Origin of the sequence: Amycolatopsis sp. NPDC058986 (assembly GCF_042741125.1) — a bacterium.
Lineage (GTDB): Bacteria > Actinomycetota > Actinomycetes > Mycobacteriales > Pseudonocardiaceae > Amycolatopsis.
Map to the genome: position 1 here is coordinate 48,973 of NZ_JBHYJW010000056.1, position 16,811 is coordinate 65,783.

Consider the following 16,811-nt stretch of genomic DNA (forward strand, 5'->3'; position numbering starts at 1 on the left):
GCCGACCCTCTGGGTACGCGAGTCAGCCCAGGTCCGGGCCTTTGGCGCGCAGATCGTCCACTTTGGTCATGGCCTCGCGTAGTTCGGCCAGCCAGGTGTCGGCGTGCTGGCCGACGAGGCGGACCGCCCACGCCAGTGCTTCCGACCGCGAGCGCGCGACGCCGGCGTCGACGAGCGTGTCGAGGACCTGACGTTCCGGTTGCCGCAGGCGGGTCATCACCGGCGCGGACAACGTCGTGAACAGGACCTTCGTGCCGCCGATCCGGGCGCCCCAGGCGACCTTGCGCTGATAGCGGTGTTCGGCCTGCCGCGCGATTTCGATGCGTTCGTCCCGCGTTTCCTCGCGGAACCGGCTGATCCGGCCCTCTTCCGCGGCCGCGCGGGCCGCGTCGTCGGCATACTCACCGGTCAGTGACGGCAGCTCGCCGACGACGACGATCTCGTCCCGGTCGACGGTGACCTCCGCGTCCCCGGTGAACCAGCCGTCCGGCAACCGCCCGCCGAACCACGCGGCCGCGTCGTCCGCCGAGGGCACCTCGGTCTGCTGCCAGCCACCGCGGCCCTTCCATCCTCGTCCCATGTGTCCCACCACCCCGAAGCACGTGTTCATGGTCGCCTCCAGCGACGATTACATAATTACATCGCTACTGACGATACGCCGAATACAACCGTTGACCAGGGTGTTCGCTGTCAGCGCACGCTCAGAGCTGGGCGGCAACGGCCTCGGCGGTGGTCACCGGCCGGTCGCAGACGTAGCCCCGGCAGACGTAGGCCGCCGCGACGCCGTCGACCAGCGGGCGGTCGGCCAGCAGCGGGACGCCGGGAGCGTCCGGGGCGCCGCCGAGCACGATGCCGCCGCCGTGGATCGCCCGCGCGGCCGCGGTGACCAGCTCATCACGCGCCGAACCCACCACGGCGACCTGCACCGGGCCCGATTGCGCCGCCTCGGCGACGGAAAGCCAATGCCCGGCGAACCGCGGCACGCGCGCGGCCAGCAGGCCGACCCGGCGCAGGGCCTGCTCGGCGGCCTCGCGATACCGGGCCGAGGACTCGACGCCGGTGAGCGCCGACGCCGTCAGCAACGCGCCCGCGAGCGCCGAAGCGCCGGACGGGGTGGCGTTGTCGCCGGGGTCGGAAGGACGCTGTACCAACGTTTCCGCGTCGTCGGCGGTGTCGTAGTAGGCGCCGGGGGCGTCCTCGACGGCGAAGTGCGTCAAAGCGAGGTCGAGCAACCGAGTGGCCTCGGTCAGCCAACGCGGTTCACCGGTCGCTTGGTGCAGCGTGAGCAGGCCGTCCGCGACGCACGCGTAGTCCTCCAGCACACCGGCTGCCTCGCCGACGACGCCATCGCGCGAACTCCGGCGCAGCCTGCCGTCGACGACGTGGACGTCCAGCAGCAATTCGGCGGCGCCACGAGCCAGGTCTATCCATTGTGGACGGCCCAGCGCGACACCGGCCTCGGCCAGCGCGGCGACGGCCAGGCCGTTCCACGCGGCGATCACCTTGCCGTCCCGGCCCGGCTGCGGCCGGATTTCCCGCGCGTCCAGCAAGGCCAGCCGCACCCGTTCGAAGCGGTCCGCGTCTTCCGGGTCCTGCAGCAGTCGCAGCGTGGAAGCACCTTCCTCGAACGTGCCGGATTCGGTGACACCGAACAACTCCGCGGCCCACGAGCCCTCATCGTCACCCAGCACCGAACGCAACTGCGAGGGTGTCCAGACATAAGTCAGGCCCTCGACACCCTCGGTGTCGGCGTCGAGGGACGCGGCGAATCCGCCTTGCTCGGTGAGAAGGTAGCCCTCCAGGAAGGACGCCGTTCCCTCGGCGACCCGCCAAGCCGTCGCGGAGCCGGTCCGCCGCGCCAGATGGGCGTAGAAACGCAGAAGCAAGGCGTTGTCGTACAACATCTTCTCGAAATGCGGCACCACCCACGCGGCGTCGACCGAGTACCGTGCGAAGCCACCGGCGAGCTGGTCGCACATGCCGCCACGCGCCATCGCCTCGGCCGTGGAGTCCACAAGCGACAGTGCGATGTCCGAGCCCGTTCGCTCATGGTGCCGGAGCAGGAACTCCAGCACCATGGACGGCGGGAACTTCGGCGCCCCACCGAAGCCGCCGTTCACCGGATCGGCTTCCTCCCGCAACTTCTCGACGGCGGCGGCCAGCACCGGAGAGTCCACTTCGGACTCATTTAGCGGGCCGCTCCGCTCGGCCAGCGCCCCCACGATCTGCTGCGCCCCGGAACGCAGCTCGTCGGGCCGGTCCTGCCACGCCTCGGCGACCGCGACCAGGAGCTGACTGAACGACGGCATCCCGTGCCGCGGCGTCGGCGGATAGTAGGTGCCGCAGTGGAACGGTTTTCCTTCCGGGGTCAGGAAACACGTCATCGGCCAGCCGCCCTGGCCGGTCATCGCCTGTGTCGCCGCCATGTACACGGCGTCGATGTCGGGACGCTCTTCGCGGTCCACCTTGATGTTGACGAAGTGCGCGTTCATCAACGTCGCGGTCTTCTCGTCTTCGAAGGATTCGTGGGCCATGACGTGACACCAGTGGCAGGCCGCGTACCCCACCGACAGCAGGATCGGCACGTTCCGGCGCCGCGCCTCCGCCAGCGCCTCCTCGCTCCACGGCCACCACTCCACCGGATTCTCGGCGTGCTGAAGGAGGTACGGGCTGGTCGCGGTCGCGAGTCGGTTCGCCATGCCCTCAGGGTCGCACGCCCACGCTCAGGACGCGCCACCGGCGAGCTGCCGCGTCGTCACGTTGATCCGGTTCCACGCGTTGATCGCCGCGATCGCGACCACCAGCGCCGCGAGGGATTCCTCGTCGAAGTGGTCGGCGGCGTCGTCCCAGACGTCGTCGGGCACCGGGTCCGACCGGTCGGCCAGACGTGTCGCGGCCTCGGTCAGCGCGAGCGCCGCGCGCTCCTCGTCGGTGTAGTACGGCGCTTCGCGCCACGCGGCGACCGACCACAGCCGTTCGTCGGTCTCCCCGGCCTTCTTCGCGTCGCGGGCGTGCATGTCGACACAGAAGCCGCAGCCGTTGATCTGACTCGCCCGCAGCTTCACCAGCTCCAACGTGCTCTTCGGCAGGTTCGTCCCGGCGAGGTACATCTCCAGCGCCACCATCGCCTTGTAGCCACCGGCGGCCAGCTTCGGCAGGTTCGTCATCCGTGCGCGCATCTTGTGTTCTCCCTGTTCAGAAGGTCTCTTCGACCTCTCCACCTTCTCGCCGGAGCGAGGCCCGAACAACGCGCGAAACCGGGCCGATCGATAACATGGAGGTTATGGAACTGCGGGACATCGAGATCTTCCTGACGCTCGCCGAGGAACTGCACTTCGGGCGCACCGCCGAGCGTCTGCACGTCTCGCAGGCCAGAGTCAGCCAGAGCGTCAAGCAGCTCGAACGCCGCATCGGCGCGCCGCTGTTCGCGCGCACGAGCCGCCGGGTCGAGCTGACTCCGATCGGGCGGTGGTTGCGTGCCGATCTCGCGCCCGCGTACCAGGGCATTCACGACGGGATCGCCCGCGCGGTGGCCGCCGGGCGCGGGATCGGCGGGGTGCTGCGCCTCGGCTTCGAGGCGCCCGGCGTCGCCGATCTCGTCGCGGAACTGCTCGATGCTTTCCGCGAACGACATCCGGACTGCGAGGTGCAGATCCGTGAGGTCGACTTCGCCGACCCGTTCGGCATGCTCCGCGCGGGTGACATCGACGCGCTGATCACGCTGTTCCCGGTGAACGAAACGGATCTCGTCGCCGGGCCGGTCGTGTACACCGAGCCGATGGTGCTCGCCGTTCCGGCCCGGCATCCGTTCGCGCGACGCGAGCACGTCACTCTCGAAGATCTTGCCCGGGATCGCGTGCTCCGCGCGGCGAATCCGCCCGCGCCGTACTGGATCGCCCCGCCGGAGCCGTGGCACACCCCGGGCGGCAAGCCCATCGAACGCGGGGAGCCGCTGGAGACCTTCCAGGAACTGCTCGCCGTCATCGCGAACGGCGGTGGGATCTGTCCGCTCGCGGCGCACGCGACGACGTATTTCAGTCACCCGCGGATCGCGTTCGTCCCGTTCCGCGGGTCCCCCGACGTCGGCTGGGGCGTACTGTGGCGCCGCGCCGGGGAAACCGCACGGGTCAAGTCCTTTGTGGACGTCGCGGCTAGGTTCCCGGCGCGAAGTGGATCACCCAGCTGAGCTGGCTCGACGGCACGACCCGTGTGCTGTACCGCAGCGGCGTCGACCAGTTGTACTCCTCCACGGTCACCTGATCACCCGTCACCGCGGCGATGTAGGCGACATGTCCTGGCGGAGCGAGCTTCCCGGGATCCCACTGCGCGATCGCACCGGCCTTCGGCACCCGGTCGACGTCGTAGCCGAGCCTGCGCCCGTTGGCCGCCCACTCCGGGGCGTTGCCCCAGTGCCCGGCGATTCCGTTGCGGGACATGGAATTGTGGAAGTACCCGGTCAGCTGTTCCATCCGCCAGGCCACGAACGACGTGTCCTGCCCGGAATAGAAGGCCCATCGGTCCACGACGTCGGGCTGGTCGCGGTACGGGTAGTCGTCGCCGCTCGGCAACACCGCGGAGCCCACAACCTCGTCGCGCGGTTCGGCGGCCTGCGCGGGAGCCGCGGCCGTGGCCGCGATCAGGAGCGCGAGAGCGGCACTCAGTACGGTTCTCGTCGGTGCCATGGCGGAATTTTCACCTTTCCATCGGGGACCGGAGCGTCCATGATCTCCACGTGCGGACCGCCGGAAAACCGGCGCGTGGGAAGTCCAGCCGATCGAGCGGAGAATCGGCGACTCGGTGTGACGAGGGGGAACGAGAATGAGCAAATGGCCTAGATTCGCGCCACCGATGCTGGTCGTGCTCGGCGTGCTGCTGGTGGGCGGCATTGTCTTCGCCGCCACGCGTGCACCGGCGTCCGACACCGGCGAAGCCCCGGCGGGCGCGGCGGAAACGGTGTGGAGGGACCTTCAGGCCGAGGTCACGGCCGTGCGTCCCGGCCCGGAGCCGAACGTGGTGGTCGCGCGGGCCACCGTGCCCGCCGGGGAGCCGGACTGCGCGCGCTCACCGCATGTCGACAAGGTCACCGAAGAAAACGACACGGTCTACGCCAACATCGTGTACAGCACGCGTGCGACGCTGGCCCGCGAAGCCTGCCCGCGCAAGGAACAAATCGACGTCCCGCTCACCGCGCGATCGCCGATCGGGGACCGCGCGATCTCGCTCAACAGCGGCCAGGCCTGGCACCGGAAGGGCGCCGGGTACGGCCACTGTGACGAATACCTGGGTTGCGTCCCACCCGCTGACCACTGCGCCGAGCCGTGGATCAACCAGACGGTGTTCAGCGCCGACGTCCCGGTCAACCGCCTGCACGGGGCCCGCGATCTCCGCGGCTGCGACCAGAACTGGCTCGTCCTCGACCTCGACCGGCACGTCGGTGACTGCCCGCCCGCGGAAGGCGCGCCGGCGTGCCAGAACACGCGCCGCGCCAACCGGGTCTTCTACCACTGGGCGGGCAACGGCTGGAAGAGCTTCGCGGGCGCGAAAGACGGCGGCTGCGCCGAGGTCAAAGCGGTGGAGCCGGAGTTTCCGCCGGCGTTGTGCGAAAAACTGGCCGCGCCGAACTAGCGGTCGGAGCGGAGCGAGGCCGGGTCGAAGGATTCCCAGTACGCGTCATCGTCTTCGTGCGCGGCGCTCGCAGTGTCTACAGTGGACGTATGCGTCGCGGGCGGGGCTTCGCCGAGCCGCTGTGCGCGTTGCCGCTGAAATTCTTCGACGGTCATGCCCGGATCGTCGTCCTCGGCCCGCGCGGGCGCGGGCATGCCGGACATCTGCTCGATCATGTACGTCATGTCCTCGCCGAGCAGCAGCGCGACCTTGTTGTAGCTGTCCTGCGTGGCCTCGCGCATCGCGGCCTGGGACACCTCGACGATCAGCGAACCGAGCCGGTCGTGGCCCCAGTTCACCGCGTCCGGGGCGAGCCACAGCCGCTGCAGCTTGCCGCGCGCGTCGACGGTGACCTCGATCGTTCCGTCGACATCGTGTGCGGTGCCGCGTGCCTGTGCCATCAGGGATTCGACCTGCGCGAGCGCGTCCTGCCGGGCGCGGGCCTGGTCGATCAGCTGTCTGGTGGTCGAGGTGACCGGGACTTGGTCCACCGTGCTCATCTCCCGTAGTACCCGGCGGGCGGTTCGGCGTCGACGTCGTCCTCCGGGATCGGCTCGAAGCCCAGCGACTTCAGGTTCTCGTCGTCGGGACCGAGGACCGGCGCCAGCTGGTGGTACATCCGGTCTCCGGCGCGGCGGGTCGCACGCTGCGCGAGTTCGAAGATCTGCTCGGCCAGCGCGGCCGAGCCGTAGCGCAGCGCCGAGCGGCTCAGCTCGATCCCGGTGAGCAGCCCGCCCGGCGCGACCTCGACCTTGACCGCGCCGTCACCGGACTCGGCGCGGCCGACGACCGGCCCGCTCCTGGCGAAGCGTTCGCCGGCCTCGCGGGCCGTGCGTTCCACCTGCTCGGCGACCCGCGCGGACGCGAGGTCGATGTCGAATTCAGCCACGTTGCCCAGATTAGCCAGTCGGCCGGTAGAAGCCGATGAAGGACTGCCCCGCGTTGGTGGTGCGGATCTTGCTGACCTGCACCGGGTCGCCCGCCTCGACCATCTGGCCGTCGCCGATCACCATCGCCACGTGCCCGGACCACACGACGAGGTCACCGGGCAGCAGCTGGTCCATCGACGGGACCTCGGCGCCGACAGTCTGCTGGGCCGCGGTGCGCGGCAGTTGGAGGCCCGCTTCCTTGTACGACGTCATGGTCAGCCCGCTGCAGTCGAGCCCCTGCCCGCGCGCGGTGCCGCCCCATACGTACGGGACGCCGAGCTGCGACAACGCGGCGCGCACGGCCTTCGCCGCGGTCTCGTTCGGGGCCTTGACGGTCTTGCCGCCGGGCAGGTTGACGTCGACGCCGGTGCCGGGCTGCGGCGGGATCGCGACCGGCAGGCGCGGCTTGTGCGCACCGCCGCCTCCGCCGCCACCTCCCCCACCGCCGCCGCTGCCGCCCCCGTCGCCGCCACCACCGGAGTACCCGGAGTTGTTGTTGAACTGCGAGCCGACGTGCGTGGTCGAGGCGCTGCTCGCCGACGTCGACTCGCCACCGCCGAGCTTGGTGCCGATGTCGGTGAGCTGGTTGATGGTCTGCTCGCTGAACGTGGCGGCCTGGCCGGTCAGCTCGCCGATCTTCGCCTGGAGCTTGGTGAGGATGTCCCGCGAGGCGGCCGCGCGGCTTTCCGGCGGCTGGATGTTGTTCACCGCCGCGAGCGCCTTCATCGAGGCCGAGATCTCCTTGATGATCTGGTCGCGGACCTGGTCGTTCTTGATCTCGCCGACGTGCAGTGCCTCGGCCGCCTCGGCGACGGCCTTCTCGATCTCCGCACTCTCGTCGAGCACGGACTGGACCTCTTTCTCGAGGCTCTGCGAGGTCGCGGTGGCACGGTCGGTGGTGTTGCCCGAGCTGGCGTTGACGAGGTTGACCCGCTGCGCCCCGGCGTGGTCCTGCGCCTTCGACATCGACGTCTGCAGCGCGACATGGCCGTCACGGGCGCCGTTGATCGCCGCCGGGTCGTGCCGCAGCTTCTGCGCGAACTGGTTCGTGGTGTGCAGGCCGTGCTGGACGACCTGGTCGACGTGCCCGGTCACGAGAGGTCCTTGCCCAGCCGGTGCATCGTCTGGCCGTGCTCGTCCTCGACCGCCGCGTAGTTCGCCTGCGTCCGGCGCGAGGCGTCGCCGACCTGCTGCCAGTTGCCGCCGATGCTCTTCATCCGCTCCTGCAACGCACGCATGCGGCCGCTGTAGGCGCCGGAGAACCCGGATTCGCCGCCCATCTCGGAGAAGCCGTGGCCGCCGAGGGTCACGTGCGGGCCGACGTGCTTTTCGGCCGCGCCCTTGACGTCGTCACCCAGCGGGTCGACCTGGCGTGCGTACCGTTCGTACGCACCCTCCTCGACGTGGAAACCCTTGTGCGTGCCGTCCACTCCACCCCTCCTGTGGTCCGTCCAGGGGTGCGACGCGTACGGCCCTGCCCTGGTTCCCCTCGCCACTGCGGGTCCAGAGTAGACCACCGACCGTGCCCGGGTGGGCGAAATGCCGGGATCGGCTCAGCCGGCGAGCGCCTGCTGGAGCCAGCCCTGCTGCTGCCAGTTGACGATCTTGCCGCCCACGAGAACCGTCGGCGTGCCGAAGCCCTTCTTGCCGCCGGGGAAGGTCTGTTCCAGGTTCGGGTCCTTCAGCGTCTGCTGGAAGGCGTCGTTGAGCTGCTGGTTGTAGGCGCCGGAGTTGATCGCCTCGGCGAACTTCGGATCGGTGATCCCGAGGTCCTGGCCCAGCTTGATCAGCTGGCCCTTGTCGTAACCGCGGCCGCCCTCTTCCGGCTGGTTCTTGAACAGCGCGTCATGATAGGCGGTGAACTTGCCGGCGTCGGCCGCGGCGAGCGAGGCGTTCGCGGAGTCGAGCGAGTAGCCAGGCGGGTCCGAGTTCTTGTTGAGCAGCGGCACCATGTGATAGCGGACGAGCAGCTGGCCGGAGTTGACGGCCTGCTCGAGCTGCTGGCCGTAGGCCTTCTGGAACTCGCCGCAGATCGGGCAGAGGAAGTCGGCGTAGACGTCGATCGACGCCTTCGCGTCCGGCTTCCCGGTCTGCACCACGACGCCGTCGCGCTTCTCGACGACCCCCGCCACCGGCGGCGTGGCCGGGGCGCTGGACGTGCCGGGGTTGATCGCCTGCTTCTCGGTCGTGTTCTTCGACGCGTTGATCCAGATCACCCCGCCGATCACGGCGACGGCGACCACGACTATCGCGACGACCGTGACGATGACCTTCCGCCGGTCACCGGAAGCACCCCGCGCCTGTGCGACCGCGCGCGCGGCCTGTTCCTGCTGACGACGTTTCCGAGCGCCGCGCTCAGCTCCACCCACTGTTGTTCCTACCTCAATTTCCTTCTGGTACCTCGGAGTAGTCGTGCTCCGGTGCGGCCGAGTTCCCGCGACCGCGGCCGAGCCAGCGATCCACCGAGAACCACGTCGACGGCCGGGCCAGCAGCCAGACCGCGAGCAGCAGGAAGCCCGTGTCGCGCAGGATCTCCTGCGGGTACTGCGTCTGCCCCGGCGCCACCTGCCCGCCGCCGCCGAAGCAGCCGCAGTCGATGCTCAGCCCGCGTGCCCACGACTGGGCGATCGCGGCGATCAGCACCAGGAACAGCAGCAGCGACACGCCCGCCACCAGCCGCGTCCACAACCCGGCCAGCAGGAACAGCCCGAGCAGCAGTTCCAGCAGCGGGAGCATCGTCGCGACCGGTCCGACCAGCCCGTGCGGCAGCACGTCGTAGGCCTGAACCGCGATGTAGGTCTGGCCCGGTTCGCTGATCTTCAGCGCACCCGAAACCAGCCACACGGCCGCCAGCCCGAGGCGGGCGAGCGTGCCGACGGTGTCGAGCACGGCTTGGGACGGTCGCAACACGCGCATAGGCTAGCCGCTTGACCTGAGAACAAGGTGAGTCCTCGAAGCCGGCGAACGGAGTGGACGGATGCGGCTACGCGCATTCCTCGCCCTCGCGTTTCTGCTGCTGACCTGCGTGAGCTGCGGCTCCAAGCAGGTGGCGCCCGGCGATTCGGTGGTGGCCAAGGCCAGTGCCGGGAATCACCTCACCATCGGGATCCGGTTCGACGCGCCGGGGCTTTCGCTGCGCACGATCGACGGACGTTTCGTCGGCTTCGACGTCGATGTCGCCCGGTTCGTGGCCGGTGAGCTGGGCGTCGAGCCGCAGAACATCACCTGGCACGAGACCACCTCGGCCACCCGGGAGAGTGATCTCGCCAACGGCGTCGTCGATCTCGTCGTGGCGACCTATTCGATCACCGACAAACGCAAGCAGCAGGTGGCCTTCGCCGGGCCGTATTTCGTGACCGGGCAGGATCTGCTCGTGCGGCGTACTTCCCCCGACATCACCGGCCCGGAGACCCTCAACGGGCGCAAGCTGTGCTCGGTCGCCGGGTCCACCCCGGCCCAGCAGGTCCGCGACCGGTACGCCCAGGCCGTGAAGCTCGTCGAGTACCCGCGTTACCCGGACTGCGTGACGGCGCTGCTCGCCGGGCAGATCGACGCCATCACGACCGACGCGGTGATCCTCGCGGGATATGTCGGACAGGATCCCGAACTGCTGCGTCTCGTCGGCAAACCGTTCTCGACCGAGAGATACGGCGTCGGGCTGCGCAAGAACGACACCGACGGCAAGGCAGCGGTCGGCAAGGCGATCCAGAAGATGATCTCCGGTGGGGAATGGCGCCGGTCGCTGAGCACCAACATCGGGCCGTCCGGCTACCCGATCCCCGCCCCGCCCGAGGTCACCGAGCAGTGATCCGCGCCGAACTGCCGGATCTGCCGGTCCGCTCCGTGCTGCCCGCGGTCACCGCCGCGCTGGCCGAGCACGGCACCGCCGTCCTCGTCGCGCCGCCCGGCACTGGGAAGACCACCCTGGTCCCGCTCGCGCTGGCGTCCGATGACGGGCGCGTGATCGTCGCCGAGCCGCGTCGGCTGGCCGCCAGGGCCGCCGCCGCGCGGATGGCGTCGATCCTGGGCGAGCGGGTCGGCGAAACCGTCGGGTATTCGGTACGCGGGGACCGGAAGGTGTCGGCGCGGACGCGGATCGAGGTGGTGACGTCCGGGCTGCTGGTGCGGCGGGTGCAGGCCGATCCCGAACTGCCGGGGGTGGCCACGATCCTGCTCGACGAATGCCACGAACGTCATCTGGACGCGGACCTGCTGCTCGCGCTGCTGCTGGACGTCCGCGCGGGCCTGCGGGAGGACGTGCGGCTGCTCGCGACGTCGGCGACTGTCGCGGCCGGGCGACTCGCGACGTTGCTGGGCGACGCGCCGGTGCTCACCGCCGAGGCGCGGACGTACCCGGTCACGATGTCCTACCGGCCGCCGATGCGTGGTGAACGTCCGGAAGCGACGGTCGCCAGGATCGTCCACACAGCACTGTCCGAAGGAGACGGTGATGTCTTGGCCTTCCTCCCTGGCGCCGGGGAGATCGCTCGCACCTCGGCTTTGCTCGGCGGACTGTCCGGAGTGGACGTACTACCGTTGCACGGACGGCTTTCCGCTGCGCACCAGGACGACGCGTTGCGGCCTCGTGAACGACGTCGTGTCGTGCTCGCGACGGCGGTCGCCGAATCGAGCCTGACCGTGCCGGGTGTGCGGGCGGTCGTGGACTCGGGGCTGGCACGGGTGCCGCGGGTGGATCACCGGCGCGGCCTGCCCGGGCTCGCCACGGTCCGGGTTTCGGCGGCAGTCGCCGAACAACGGTCCGGGCGTGCCGGGCGCGAGGCCGCCGGACGCGCCTATCGATGCTGGGCCGAACACGAGCAGGCGACACTCCCGGCGTATCCCGAACCGGAAATCCGCACCGCCGACCTCGCGCGGTTCGCGCTCGAACTGGCCTGCTGGTCCACTCCGGACGGAGGCGGGCTGGCCTGGTGGGACGAACCCGGCGAGGGTGCGCTGGCGGCGGGCCGCGCTCTGCTGATCGCCCTCGGCGCGACGGACGCGGACGGCACGGTCACCCCGCGCGGACGCCGGATGGCCGAACTGGGCCTGCATCCCCGGCTGGCCCGCGCGTTGCTCGACGGAGCTGCCGAGGTCGGGGCGCGGAACGCGGCGGAGGTCGTCGCATTGCTCGACGTCGGCGGTTCACTTACCGATGTCGAGGCGGAACTGCGACGTCTGCGTGGCGGTGGCGATGAGGCAGCGCGGCGCTGGAAGGCCGAGGTACGAAGGCTTTCCGGTCTGGTGCGCGACGACGGCGCCGGGCGTCGCCCCGACCCGGCGTTGGTGGTGGCGCTGGCGCATCCCGAACGGCTGGCACGGCGGCGTGCCGGAACGGCGCCGGTGTATCTGATGGCGGGCGGGACCGCGGCGGAGCTCCCGCGCGGCAGCGGCCTTGGCGACGTCGAATGGTTGGCGGTGGCCGAGGCGACCAGGGATCCCGGCCGCGCGCACGGCACGATCCGGCTGGCGGCCGCGGCGGATCTGCCGCTGGCCACGCGCGCAGCACCGAACCTCGTGTCCGAAGTGGACGAAGTCGTCTGGTCCGCCGGCGACGTCGTGGCACGTCGCGTCCGACGGCTCGGCGCCATCACGCTTGCCGAGCGCGCACTGTCCAAACCGGACCCCTCTGCGGTGCGTGAGGCGTTACTGACCGGGCTTCGCGAGGAAGGCCTCGGGCTGCTGCGGTGGACGTCGGACGGAACCCGGCTGCGCGAGCGGATGGCGTTCCTGAACCGGGCCATCGGCGCACCGTGGCCCGAGGTGGACGACGCCGCCCTGTTGTCCACTGTGGATTCGTGGCTGGACCTTTCACGGGCGCGGCGGCGTGCCGATCTCGCGACGATCGACGCGGGGGCGGCGCTGCGCGGGATCCTGCCGTGGCCGGAGGCGTCCCGGCTGGACGAGCTGGCGCCGGACCGGATCGAAGTGCCGTCGGGCTCGCACATCCGGGTCGGCTACGACGGTGATCAGCCGGTGCTGGCGGTGAAACTGCAGGAAACGTTCGGCTGGACGGAGACGCCGAAGGTGGCGAACGGGCGGGTTCCGGTGCTGCTGCACCTGCTCTCCCCCGCCGGGCGTCCCGCCGCCGTCACCGCCGATCTGGCGTCGTTCTGGCGCACCGGGTACGCCGCGGTGCGCGCGGACCTGCGCGGCCGCTACCCCAGGCATCCGTGGCCTGAGGACCCGACGACCGCGGCCCCCACCCGGCACACGACGCGGCGGCGCTGATCCGAGGGACGCCCTTGGTGCGTTGGCCGCACCGAGGGACGCCCCCGTCGCACTCAACGCACCAAGGGCGTCCCTCGGTGGTTTCCCCCCAGCTCGTACTGCGGCGTGGTCGGCAGCCGGGCCGCGAGTTCCTCGTTGTCGTGGTCCTCGTGCAGCCCCAGCTCGACCGCTTGACGGATCTGCTCGCGGTTCTCCCGGACGACGTGGGCGAAGAAGTCGTCGATCCGCGGGTCGACGAGAACTTCGAGGACGACCCGCATCGCGGTGTCCACAACGGACCCGACGATCTCGTCGTGGAAGGGCAGTCTGGACAGCCGCCCGGCTTGCGGGTCGTTTTTGAGTTTCTCCGCGATGATCTCGCGCAGCATTTCGCGGTGGTCGCCGAGTGACCGCGCCAGGTTCTGCGGATAGTTGCCGGTCTCGACGACCTTGACCACTTCGTCCATGACGGCGAGCGTGATGGGTTTCTTGATCGCCAGCACGATCGGCCGGGACAGCCGCTCGACCAGCCGCTGGGTGAACAGTTCCCCGAACGCGCGATCGGCGGTGCGGGCGAGGCGGACCAGCACGACCACGACGCGCAGCAGCCGGAATCCGCGCAGCGCCGGATGCGCGATCGGGATCATGCCGAGGATCTCGTACCAGTTGCGCAGCGGGAAACGCTTCTCCCAGCCGTTCTTGCGCCACCGCCACAGGAATTCCAGCGCGAAGACGCCGCAGACCGACGTGTCCACGACGAAGATCACGTGCGCTGTCGCCTCGGAATGCGGAAAGAACGTGACATAGGCGAGCAGGCCGACGGAGAACACCGCCAGGACGAGCATGACGACGTCGAGCGGGCTCACCCGCCGGGCACCGGTGATCATGGGCCGATTGTGCCTTCCCCTACGGGTGCCCGCCGCCTGCCCCTGCCGAAAGTCGGGGGTCGGCACCGACCGTCGGCCGATGTCCCGGTGTACCGCGTTCTCGCAGACTTCCGTGGCAGGCAAAGAAACCGGGAGGTCTCATGATCACGCTTCGCGGACTGACGAAGCGCTACGGGGAGAAGACGGTCGTCGACGATCTGACGTTCTCCGTCCCACCGGGCCGGGTGACCGGCTTCCTCGGGCCGAACGGCGCCGGGAAGTCGACCACGATGCGGATGACGCTCGGGCTCGACGCGCCCCACGCGGGCGAGGTGCTCATCGACGGCAAGCGCTACGCCGAGCTGCGGCATCCGCTGCGCGAGGTCGGCGCGCTGCTGGAGGCGAAGGCGCTTCATCCGGGACGCAGCGCGGGAAAGCATCTGCTGGCGATGGCGCGCAGCAACGGCATTCCGGCGCGGCGCGTCGACGAGGTGCTGGCGACGGTCGGGCTCACCGACGTCGCGGGCAAGCGCGCCGGGCAGTTCTCGCTCGGGATGGGACAGCGGCTCGGGATCGCCGGCGCGCTGCTGGGCGATCCCGGTGTGCTGATGTTCGACGAACCGGTCAACGGCCTCGACCCGGACGGCGTGCGCTGGGGGCGGCAGCTGATGCGCTCGCTCGCCGAGGAGGGCCGGACGGTGTTCGTGTCGAGCCACCTGATGAGCGAAATGCAGCTGACCGCCGACCGGCTCGTGGTCATCGGTAAGGGAAAGCTTCTCGCGGACGCGACGATCGACGAGTTCATCGCGGCGAACTCGCGGAGCACGGTCGCGGTGCGCGTGCCGGTGCCCGCCGAGCTGCGGAAGCTGGCCGACCGGCTGCGTGAGGAAGGCGTGACGGCACAGGTGACCAGCGCGGCGGAACTGATCGCCCACGACGTGACCGTGGGGACGGTCGGCGATCTCGCGCATGAGCTGGGCGTCCGGCTGCATGGGCTGGCCGAGCGGACGGCGTCGCTGGAACAGGCGTACATGGAACTGACCGCGTCGTCGGTCGAATACGGCACGGGGGTGGCGGCGTGATCGCGCGACGGCTGCTCGTGCTGGTTTCCGTTGTGCTGGCGGGCTTTCTGGGGGTGTCCGCGAGCGCTTCCGCGGTTCCGGCGCTGTCCTTGCCCGATCCTGGTGGGCCCTACCCGATCGGGCGGCAGGTGTTACATCTCGTAGACACCGGACGGGCCGACCCGTGGCGGCCCGCGCAACGCCGCGAGCTGATGGTGTCGATGTGGTACCCGGCGGTGCCGGTCGGAAAGCCGTCGACCTGGGTGACGCCGGCCGAGTCCGCCGCGATGATCGCCGGGCGGAAGCTCGACCTGCCGCCCGACACCCTGTCGCGGGTCCGCGTCCACGCGCGGGAAAACGCGCCGGTGCTGCCTTCGCCGGGACGTCCGCTTGTGCTGCTCTCGCCGGGTGCGGGCAACAGCCGGTCGACACTGACGGCGCTGGCGGAGCGGCTCGCGTCGAAGGGGTACGTCGTCGCGGGCATCGACCACGCCTACGAAGGCTGGGGCGTCGAGTTCCCCGGCGGACGACTGCTCTCGTGTATCCCTTGTGGACAGTCCGGGGATCCGTGGCCGCGTGCGATCGCCGGTCGGGTGCCGGACGTTTCCTTCGTGCTTGACACGCTCTTGCGTGACCGGCGCTGGCCGATCGACCCGGCGAGGATCGGGATGGCAGGGCACTCGGCGGGTGGTTCCGCGACCGCGGCGGCGATGACGGCCGACCGGCGGATCCGCGCGGGCGTGGACCTTGACGGCCCGTTGTTCGCCCCCGTGTCGATCGACCGACCGTTCGCGGTGCTGGAGAGTCCGCTGGGCAGCCGTGCCTACGGCGCGAGCTGGACCGAGAACTGGCCGCGGCTGACCGGCTGGAAACAGCGGCTGCTGCTGGAGGACAGCGGCCACTCGACGGGGACCGACGAGGGCATCCTCGTCGACCAGCTCGGCCTGCGGGGCAGCCTGCCGCCGGAACAGCTGCGGAACCAGTACGGCTCGATCGACTCGTCGGCAGGTCTCGACTTCTACCGGGACTACCTGACGAACTTCTTCGGCGGCTTCTTGAAGGGGGCACGATGACGACGACACAGGTGCACACCGGCGGCGGTTTTTCCGGCGCGGTGGCCTCGGAATGGACGAAACTCTGGTCGGTGCGCGCGACCTGGTGGTGCCTGTCGAGCGGGGTCGTGCTGATCCTCGGCTTCTCGGTGATCCTCGGCGTCACTCAGCGGTTGGAGGGCGACCGGCCGGTCGGCGCCCACGGCGTCGCGGCTACCGGCGCGTTCTACCTGGCGCAGTTCGCCGTGCTCGCGCTGGCGACACTGTTCATCACCAGCGAATACGCGAGCGGCGGCATCCGCTCGACGCTGCAATGGGTCCCGGTGCGCTCACGAGTGCTCGCCGCGAAGTCCGCGGTGCTGGCGCCGGTGTTGTTCGGCTACGGCGTGGTGCTGGCCCTCGCGGCGATGGCGCTGGCCTCGGTGGTGATGGGGCCACACGGGCTGCCGACCTCACTCGGCGCGGGCGCGACGACGGTACTGGGCATGGGCGCGTACTTCGCCCTGCTCGGACTGCTGTGCCTCGGCATCGGGACGGCGTTGCGGAGCGCGGCGGGCGCGATGGTGACGGTGTTCGTGCTGCTGCTGATGCTGCCGCTGGTGCTGGCGGGCTTCGCGGGTCCCGACGTGCCGAACTACTTCCCGGGCATCGCCGGTCTCAACGGGATGATCGAGACCGGGGCGCGGAACCCGGTGTTCGACGGGGTAGCGCCCTACGCGTCCTGGGTCGGGACGGTGATCTGCGCGGGCTGGGCCGCGGCGGCACTGGTGGTCGGCGGGGTGGTGTTCAAGCGCCGCGACGCCTGAACACGCGGCTCCATGCGGGCGCTTTGGGGCGAGGGGGGAAGCAAGGGACCTTTACTACCGTTGCTTAGCACACTAATAGTTGGCACGCTCACAGATGATAGCAAAGGTCCCTTGCTCTCTTTCCGCAGGTCAGGATTGTCCGTGGGGGCCGCCGTGAGGGGCCCGAGCTCCCACCAGGAGGCCCCCCCCGCCGTGACTTATAAAAAAAAAAGAGCCCACAAGACAA

Annotated in this window: 18 protein-coding genes; 7 read left to right on the forward strand and 11 right to left on the reverse strand. The window is 70.1% G+C overall.

Going from position 1 to position 16,811, the window contains the following annotated elements; all coding sequences use genetic code 11:
* Positions 1–22: 22 nt before the first annotated feature.
* The 3 genes from ACFW0G_RS35685 to ACFW0G_RS35695 all read right to left on the reverse strand — a co-directional run bounded on the left by ACFW0G_RS35685 (position 23) and on the right by ACFW0G_RS35695 (position 3,179).
* Positions 23–580, reverse strand: a complete 558-nt coding sequence (locus ACFW0G_RS35685; RefSeq protein ID WP_378329893.1) for a hypothetical protein — start codon at positions 578–580, stop codon at positions 23–25.
* Between the two features lie 121 nt (positions 581–701).
* On the reverse strand, positions 702–2,699 hold the full coding sequence (locus tag ACFW0G_RS35690; protein WP_378329894.1) for a thioredoxin domain-containing protein: 1,998 nt from the start codon (positions 2,697–2,699) through the stop codon (positions 702–704).
* 24 nt (positions 2,700–2,723) lie between these two features.
* Positions 2,724–3,179, reverse strand: a complete 456-nt coding sequence (locus tag ACFW0G_RS35695) for a carboxymuconolactone decarboxylase family protein (protein ID WP_378329895.1) — start codon at positions 3,177–3,179, stop codon at positions 2,724–2,726.
* Positions 3,180–3,283: 104 nt separating this feature from the next.
* Between ACFW0G_RS35695 and ACFW0G_RS35700 the strand changes: the two genes are divergently transcribed.
* Positions 3,284–4,186, forward strand: coding sequence for a LysR family transcriptional regulator (locus ACFW0G_RS35700; RefSeq protein WP_378329896.1), 903 nt, complete (start codon positions 3,284–3,286; stop codon positions 4,184–4,186).
* Here ACFW0G_RS35700 and ACFW0G_RS35705 read toward each other — a convergent pair.
* Positions 4,152–4,682 carry a CHAP domain-containing protein gene (locus ACFW0G_RS35705; protein WP_378329897.1) on the reverse strand — a complete coding sequence of 177 codons (531 nt, stop codon included), beginning with the start codon at positions 4,680–4,682 and terminating at the stop codon, positions 4,152–4,154. The two genes, ACFW0G_RS35700 and ACFW0G_RS35705, sit on opposite strands and share 35 nt — an antisense overlap.
* Positions 4,683–4,818: 136 nt before the next feature.
* Between ACFW0G_RS35705 and ACFW0G_RS35710 the strand changes: the two genes are divergently transcribed.
* Complete coding sequence (locus ACFW0G_RS35710) at positions 4,819–5,625, forward strand: hypothetical protein (protein ID WP_378329898.1); 807 nt, start codon at positions 4,819–4,821, stop codon at positions 5,623–5,625.
* Here ACFW0G_RS35710 and ACFW0G_RS35715 read toward each other — a convergent pair.
* The 6 genes from ACFW0G_RS35715 to ACFW0G_RS35740 all read right to left on the reverse strand — a co-directional run bounded on the left by ACFW0G_RS35715 (position 5,622) and on the right by ACFW0G_RS35740 (position 9,482).
* The gene (locus ACFW0G_RS35715; protein WP_378329899.1) at positions 5,622–6,164 is read right to left on the reverse strand and encodes a YbaB/EbfC family nucleoid-associated protein; all 543 of its coding nucleotides are present in this window, start codon (positions 6,162–6,164) and stop codon (positions 5,622–5,624) included. The two genes, ACFW0G_RS35710 and ACFW0G_RS35715, sit on opposite strands and share 4 nt — an antisense overlap.
* Complete coding sequence (locus ACFW0G_RS35720) at positions 6,161–6,553, reverse strand: YbaB/EbfC family nucleoid-associated protein (RefSeq protein WP_378329900.1); 393 nt, start codon at positions 6,551–6,553, stop codon at positions 6,161–6,163. The genes ACFW0G_RS35715 and ACFW0G_RS35720 overlap by 4 nt, the downstream gene beginning before the upstream one ends.
* A 10-nt stretch (positions 6,554–6,563) precedes the next feature.
* Positions 6,564–7,688, reverse strand: a complete 1,125-nt coding sequence (locus tag ACFW0G_RS35725; protein ID WP_378329901.1) for a C40 family peptidase — start codon at positions 7,686–7,688, stop codon at positions 6,564–6,566.
* Positions 7,685–8,023, reverse strand: coding sequence for a hypothetical protein (locus ACFW0G_RS35730; protein ID WP_378329902.1), 339 nt, complete (start codon positions 8,021–8,023; stop codon positions 7,685–7,687). The genes ACFW0G_RS35725 and ACFW0G_RS35730 overlap by 4 nt, the downstream gene beginning before the upstream one ends.
* Positions 8,024–8,146: 123 nt before the next feature.
* Positions 8,147–8,962, reverse strand: coding sequence for a DsbA family protein (locus ACFW0G_RS35735; protein ID WP_378329903.1), 816 nt, complete (start codon positions 8,960–8,962; stop codon positions 8,147–8,149).
* A 13-nt stretch (positions 8,963–8,975) separates the two neighbouring features.
* A complete protein-coding gene (locus ACFW0G_RS35740; protein WP_378329914.1) occupies positions 8,976–9,482 on the reverse strand; it encodes a MauE/DoxX family redox-associated membrane protein in 507 nt (168 codons plus the stop codon).
* Between the two features lie 88 nt (positions 9,483–9,570).
* Here ACFW0G_RS35740 and ACFW0G_RS35745 point away from each other — a divergent pair, with 88 nt between their 5' ends.
* Complete coding sequence (locus ACFW0G_RS35745; RefSeq protein WP_378329904.1) at positions 9,571–10,401, forward strand: glutamate ABC transporter substrate-binding protein; 831 nt, start codon at positions 9,571–9,573, stop codon at positions 10,399–10,401.
* Positions 10,398–12,821 (forward strand): ATP-dependent helicase HrpB, encoded by a 2,424-nt coding sequence (gene hrpB / locus ACFW0G_RS35750; protein WP_378329905.1) that lies wholly within the window; start codon positions 10,398–10,400, stop codon positions 12,819–12,821. The genes ACFW0G_RS35745 and hrpB overlap by 4 nt, the downstream gene beginning before the upstream one ends.
* A gap of 53 nt (positions 12,822–12,874) precedes the next feature.
* On the opposite strand, the gene ACFW0G_RS35755 is transcribed toward hrpB, so the two are convergent.
* Positions 12,875–13,687 carry an ion transporter gene (locus ACFW0G_RS35755; RefSeq protein ID WP_378329906.1) on the reverse strand — a complete coding sequence of 271 codons (813 nt, stop codon included), beginning with the start codon at positions 13,685–13,687 and terminating at the stop codon, positions 12,875–12,877.
* A gap of 140 nt (positions 13,688–13,827) precedes the next feature.
* Here ACFW0G_RS35755 and ACFW0G_RS35760 point away from each other — a divergent pair, with 140 nt between their 5' ends.
* Genes ACFW0G_RS35760 through ACFW0G_RS35770 form a run of 3 tightly spaced genes read left to right on the forward strand, consistent with a single transcriptional unit; the run spans position 13,828 to position 16,585 of the window.
* Positions 13,828–14,748: an ABC transporter ATP-binding protein gene (locus tag ACFW0G_RS35760; RefSeq protein ID WP_378329907.1), complete on the forward strand. Its 921-nt coding sequence runs from the start codon at positions 13,828–13,830 to the stop codon at positions 14,746–14,748.
* Complete coding sequence (locus ACFW0G_RS35765; protein ID WP_378329908.1) at positions 14,745–15,800, forward strand: alpha/beta hydrolase family protein; 1,056 nt, start codon at positions 14,745–14,747, stop codon at positions 15,798–15,800. The genes ACFW0G_RS35760 and ACFW0G_RS35765 overlap by 4 nt, the downstream gene beginning before the upstream one ends.
* Positions 15,797–16,585, forward strand: a complete 789-nt coding sequence (locus ACFW0G_RS35770) for an ABC transporter permease subunit (protein ID WP_378329909.1) — start codon at positions 15,797–15,799, stop codon at positions 16,583–16,585. Before ACFW0G_RS35765 ends, ACFW0G_RS35770 begins: the two co-directional genes overlap by 4 nt.
* Positions 16,586–16,811: the final 226 nt, after the last annotated feature.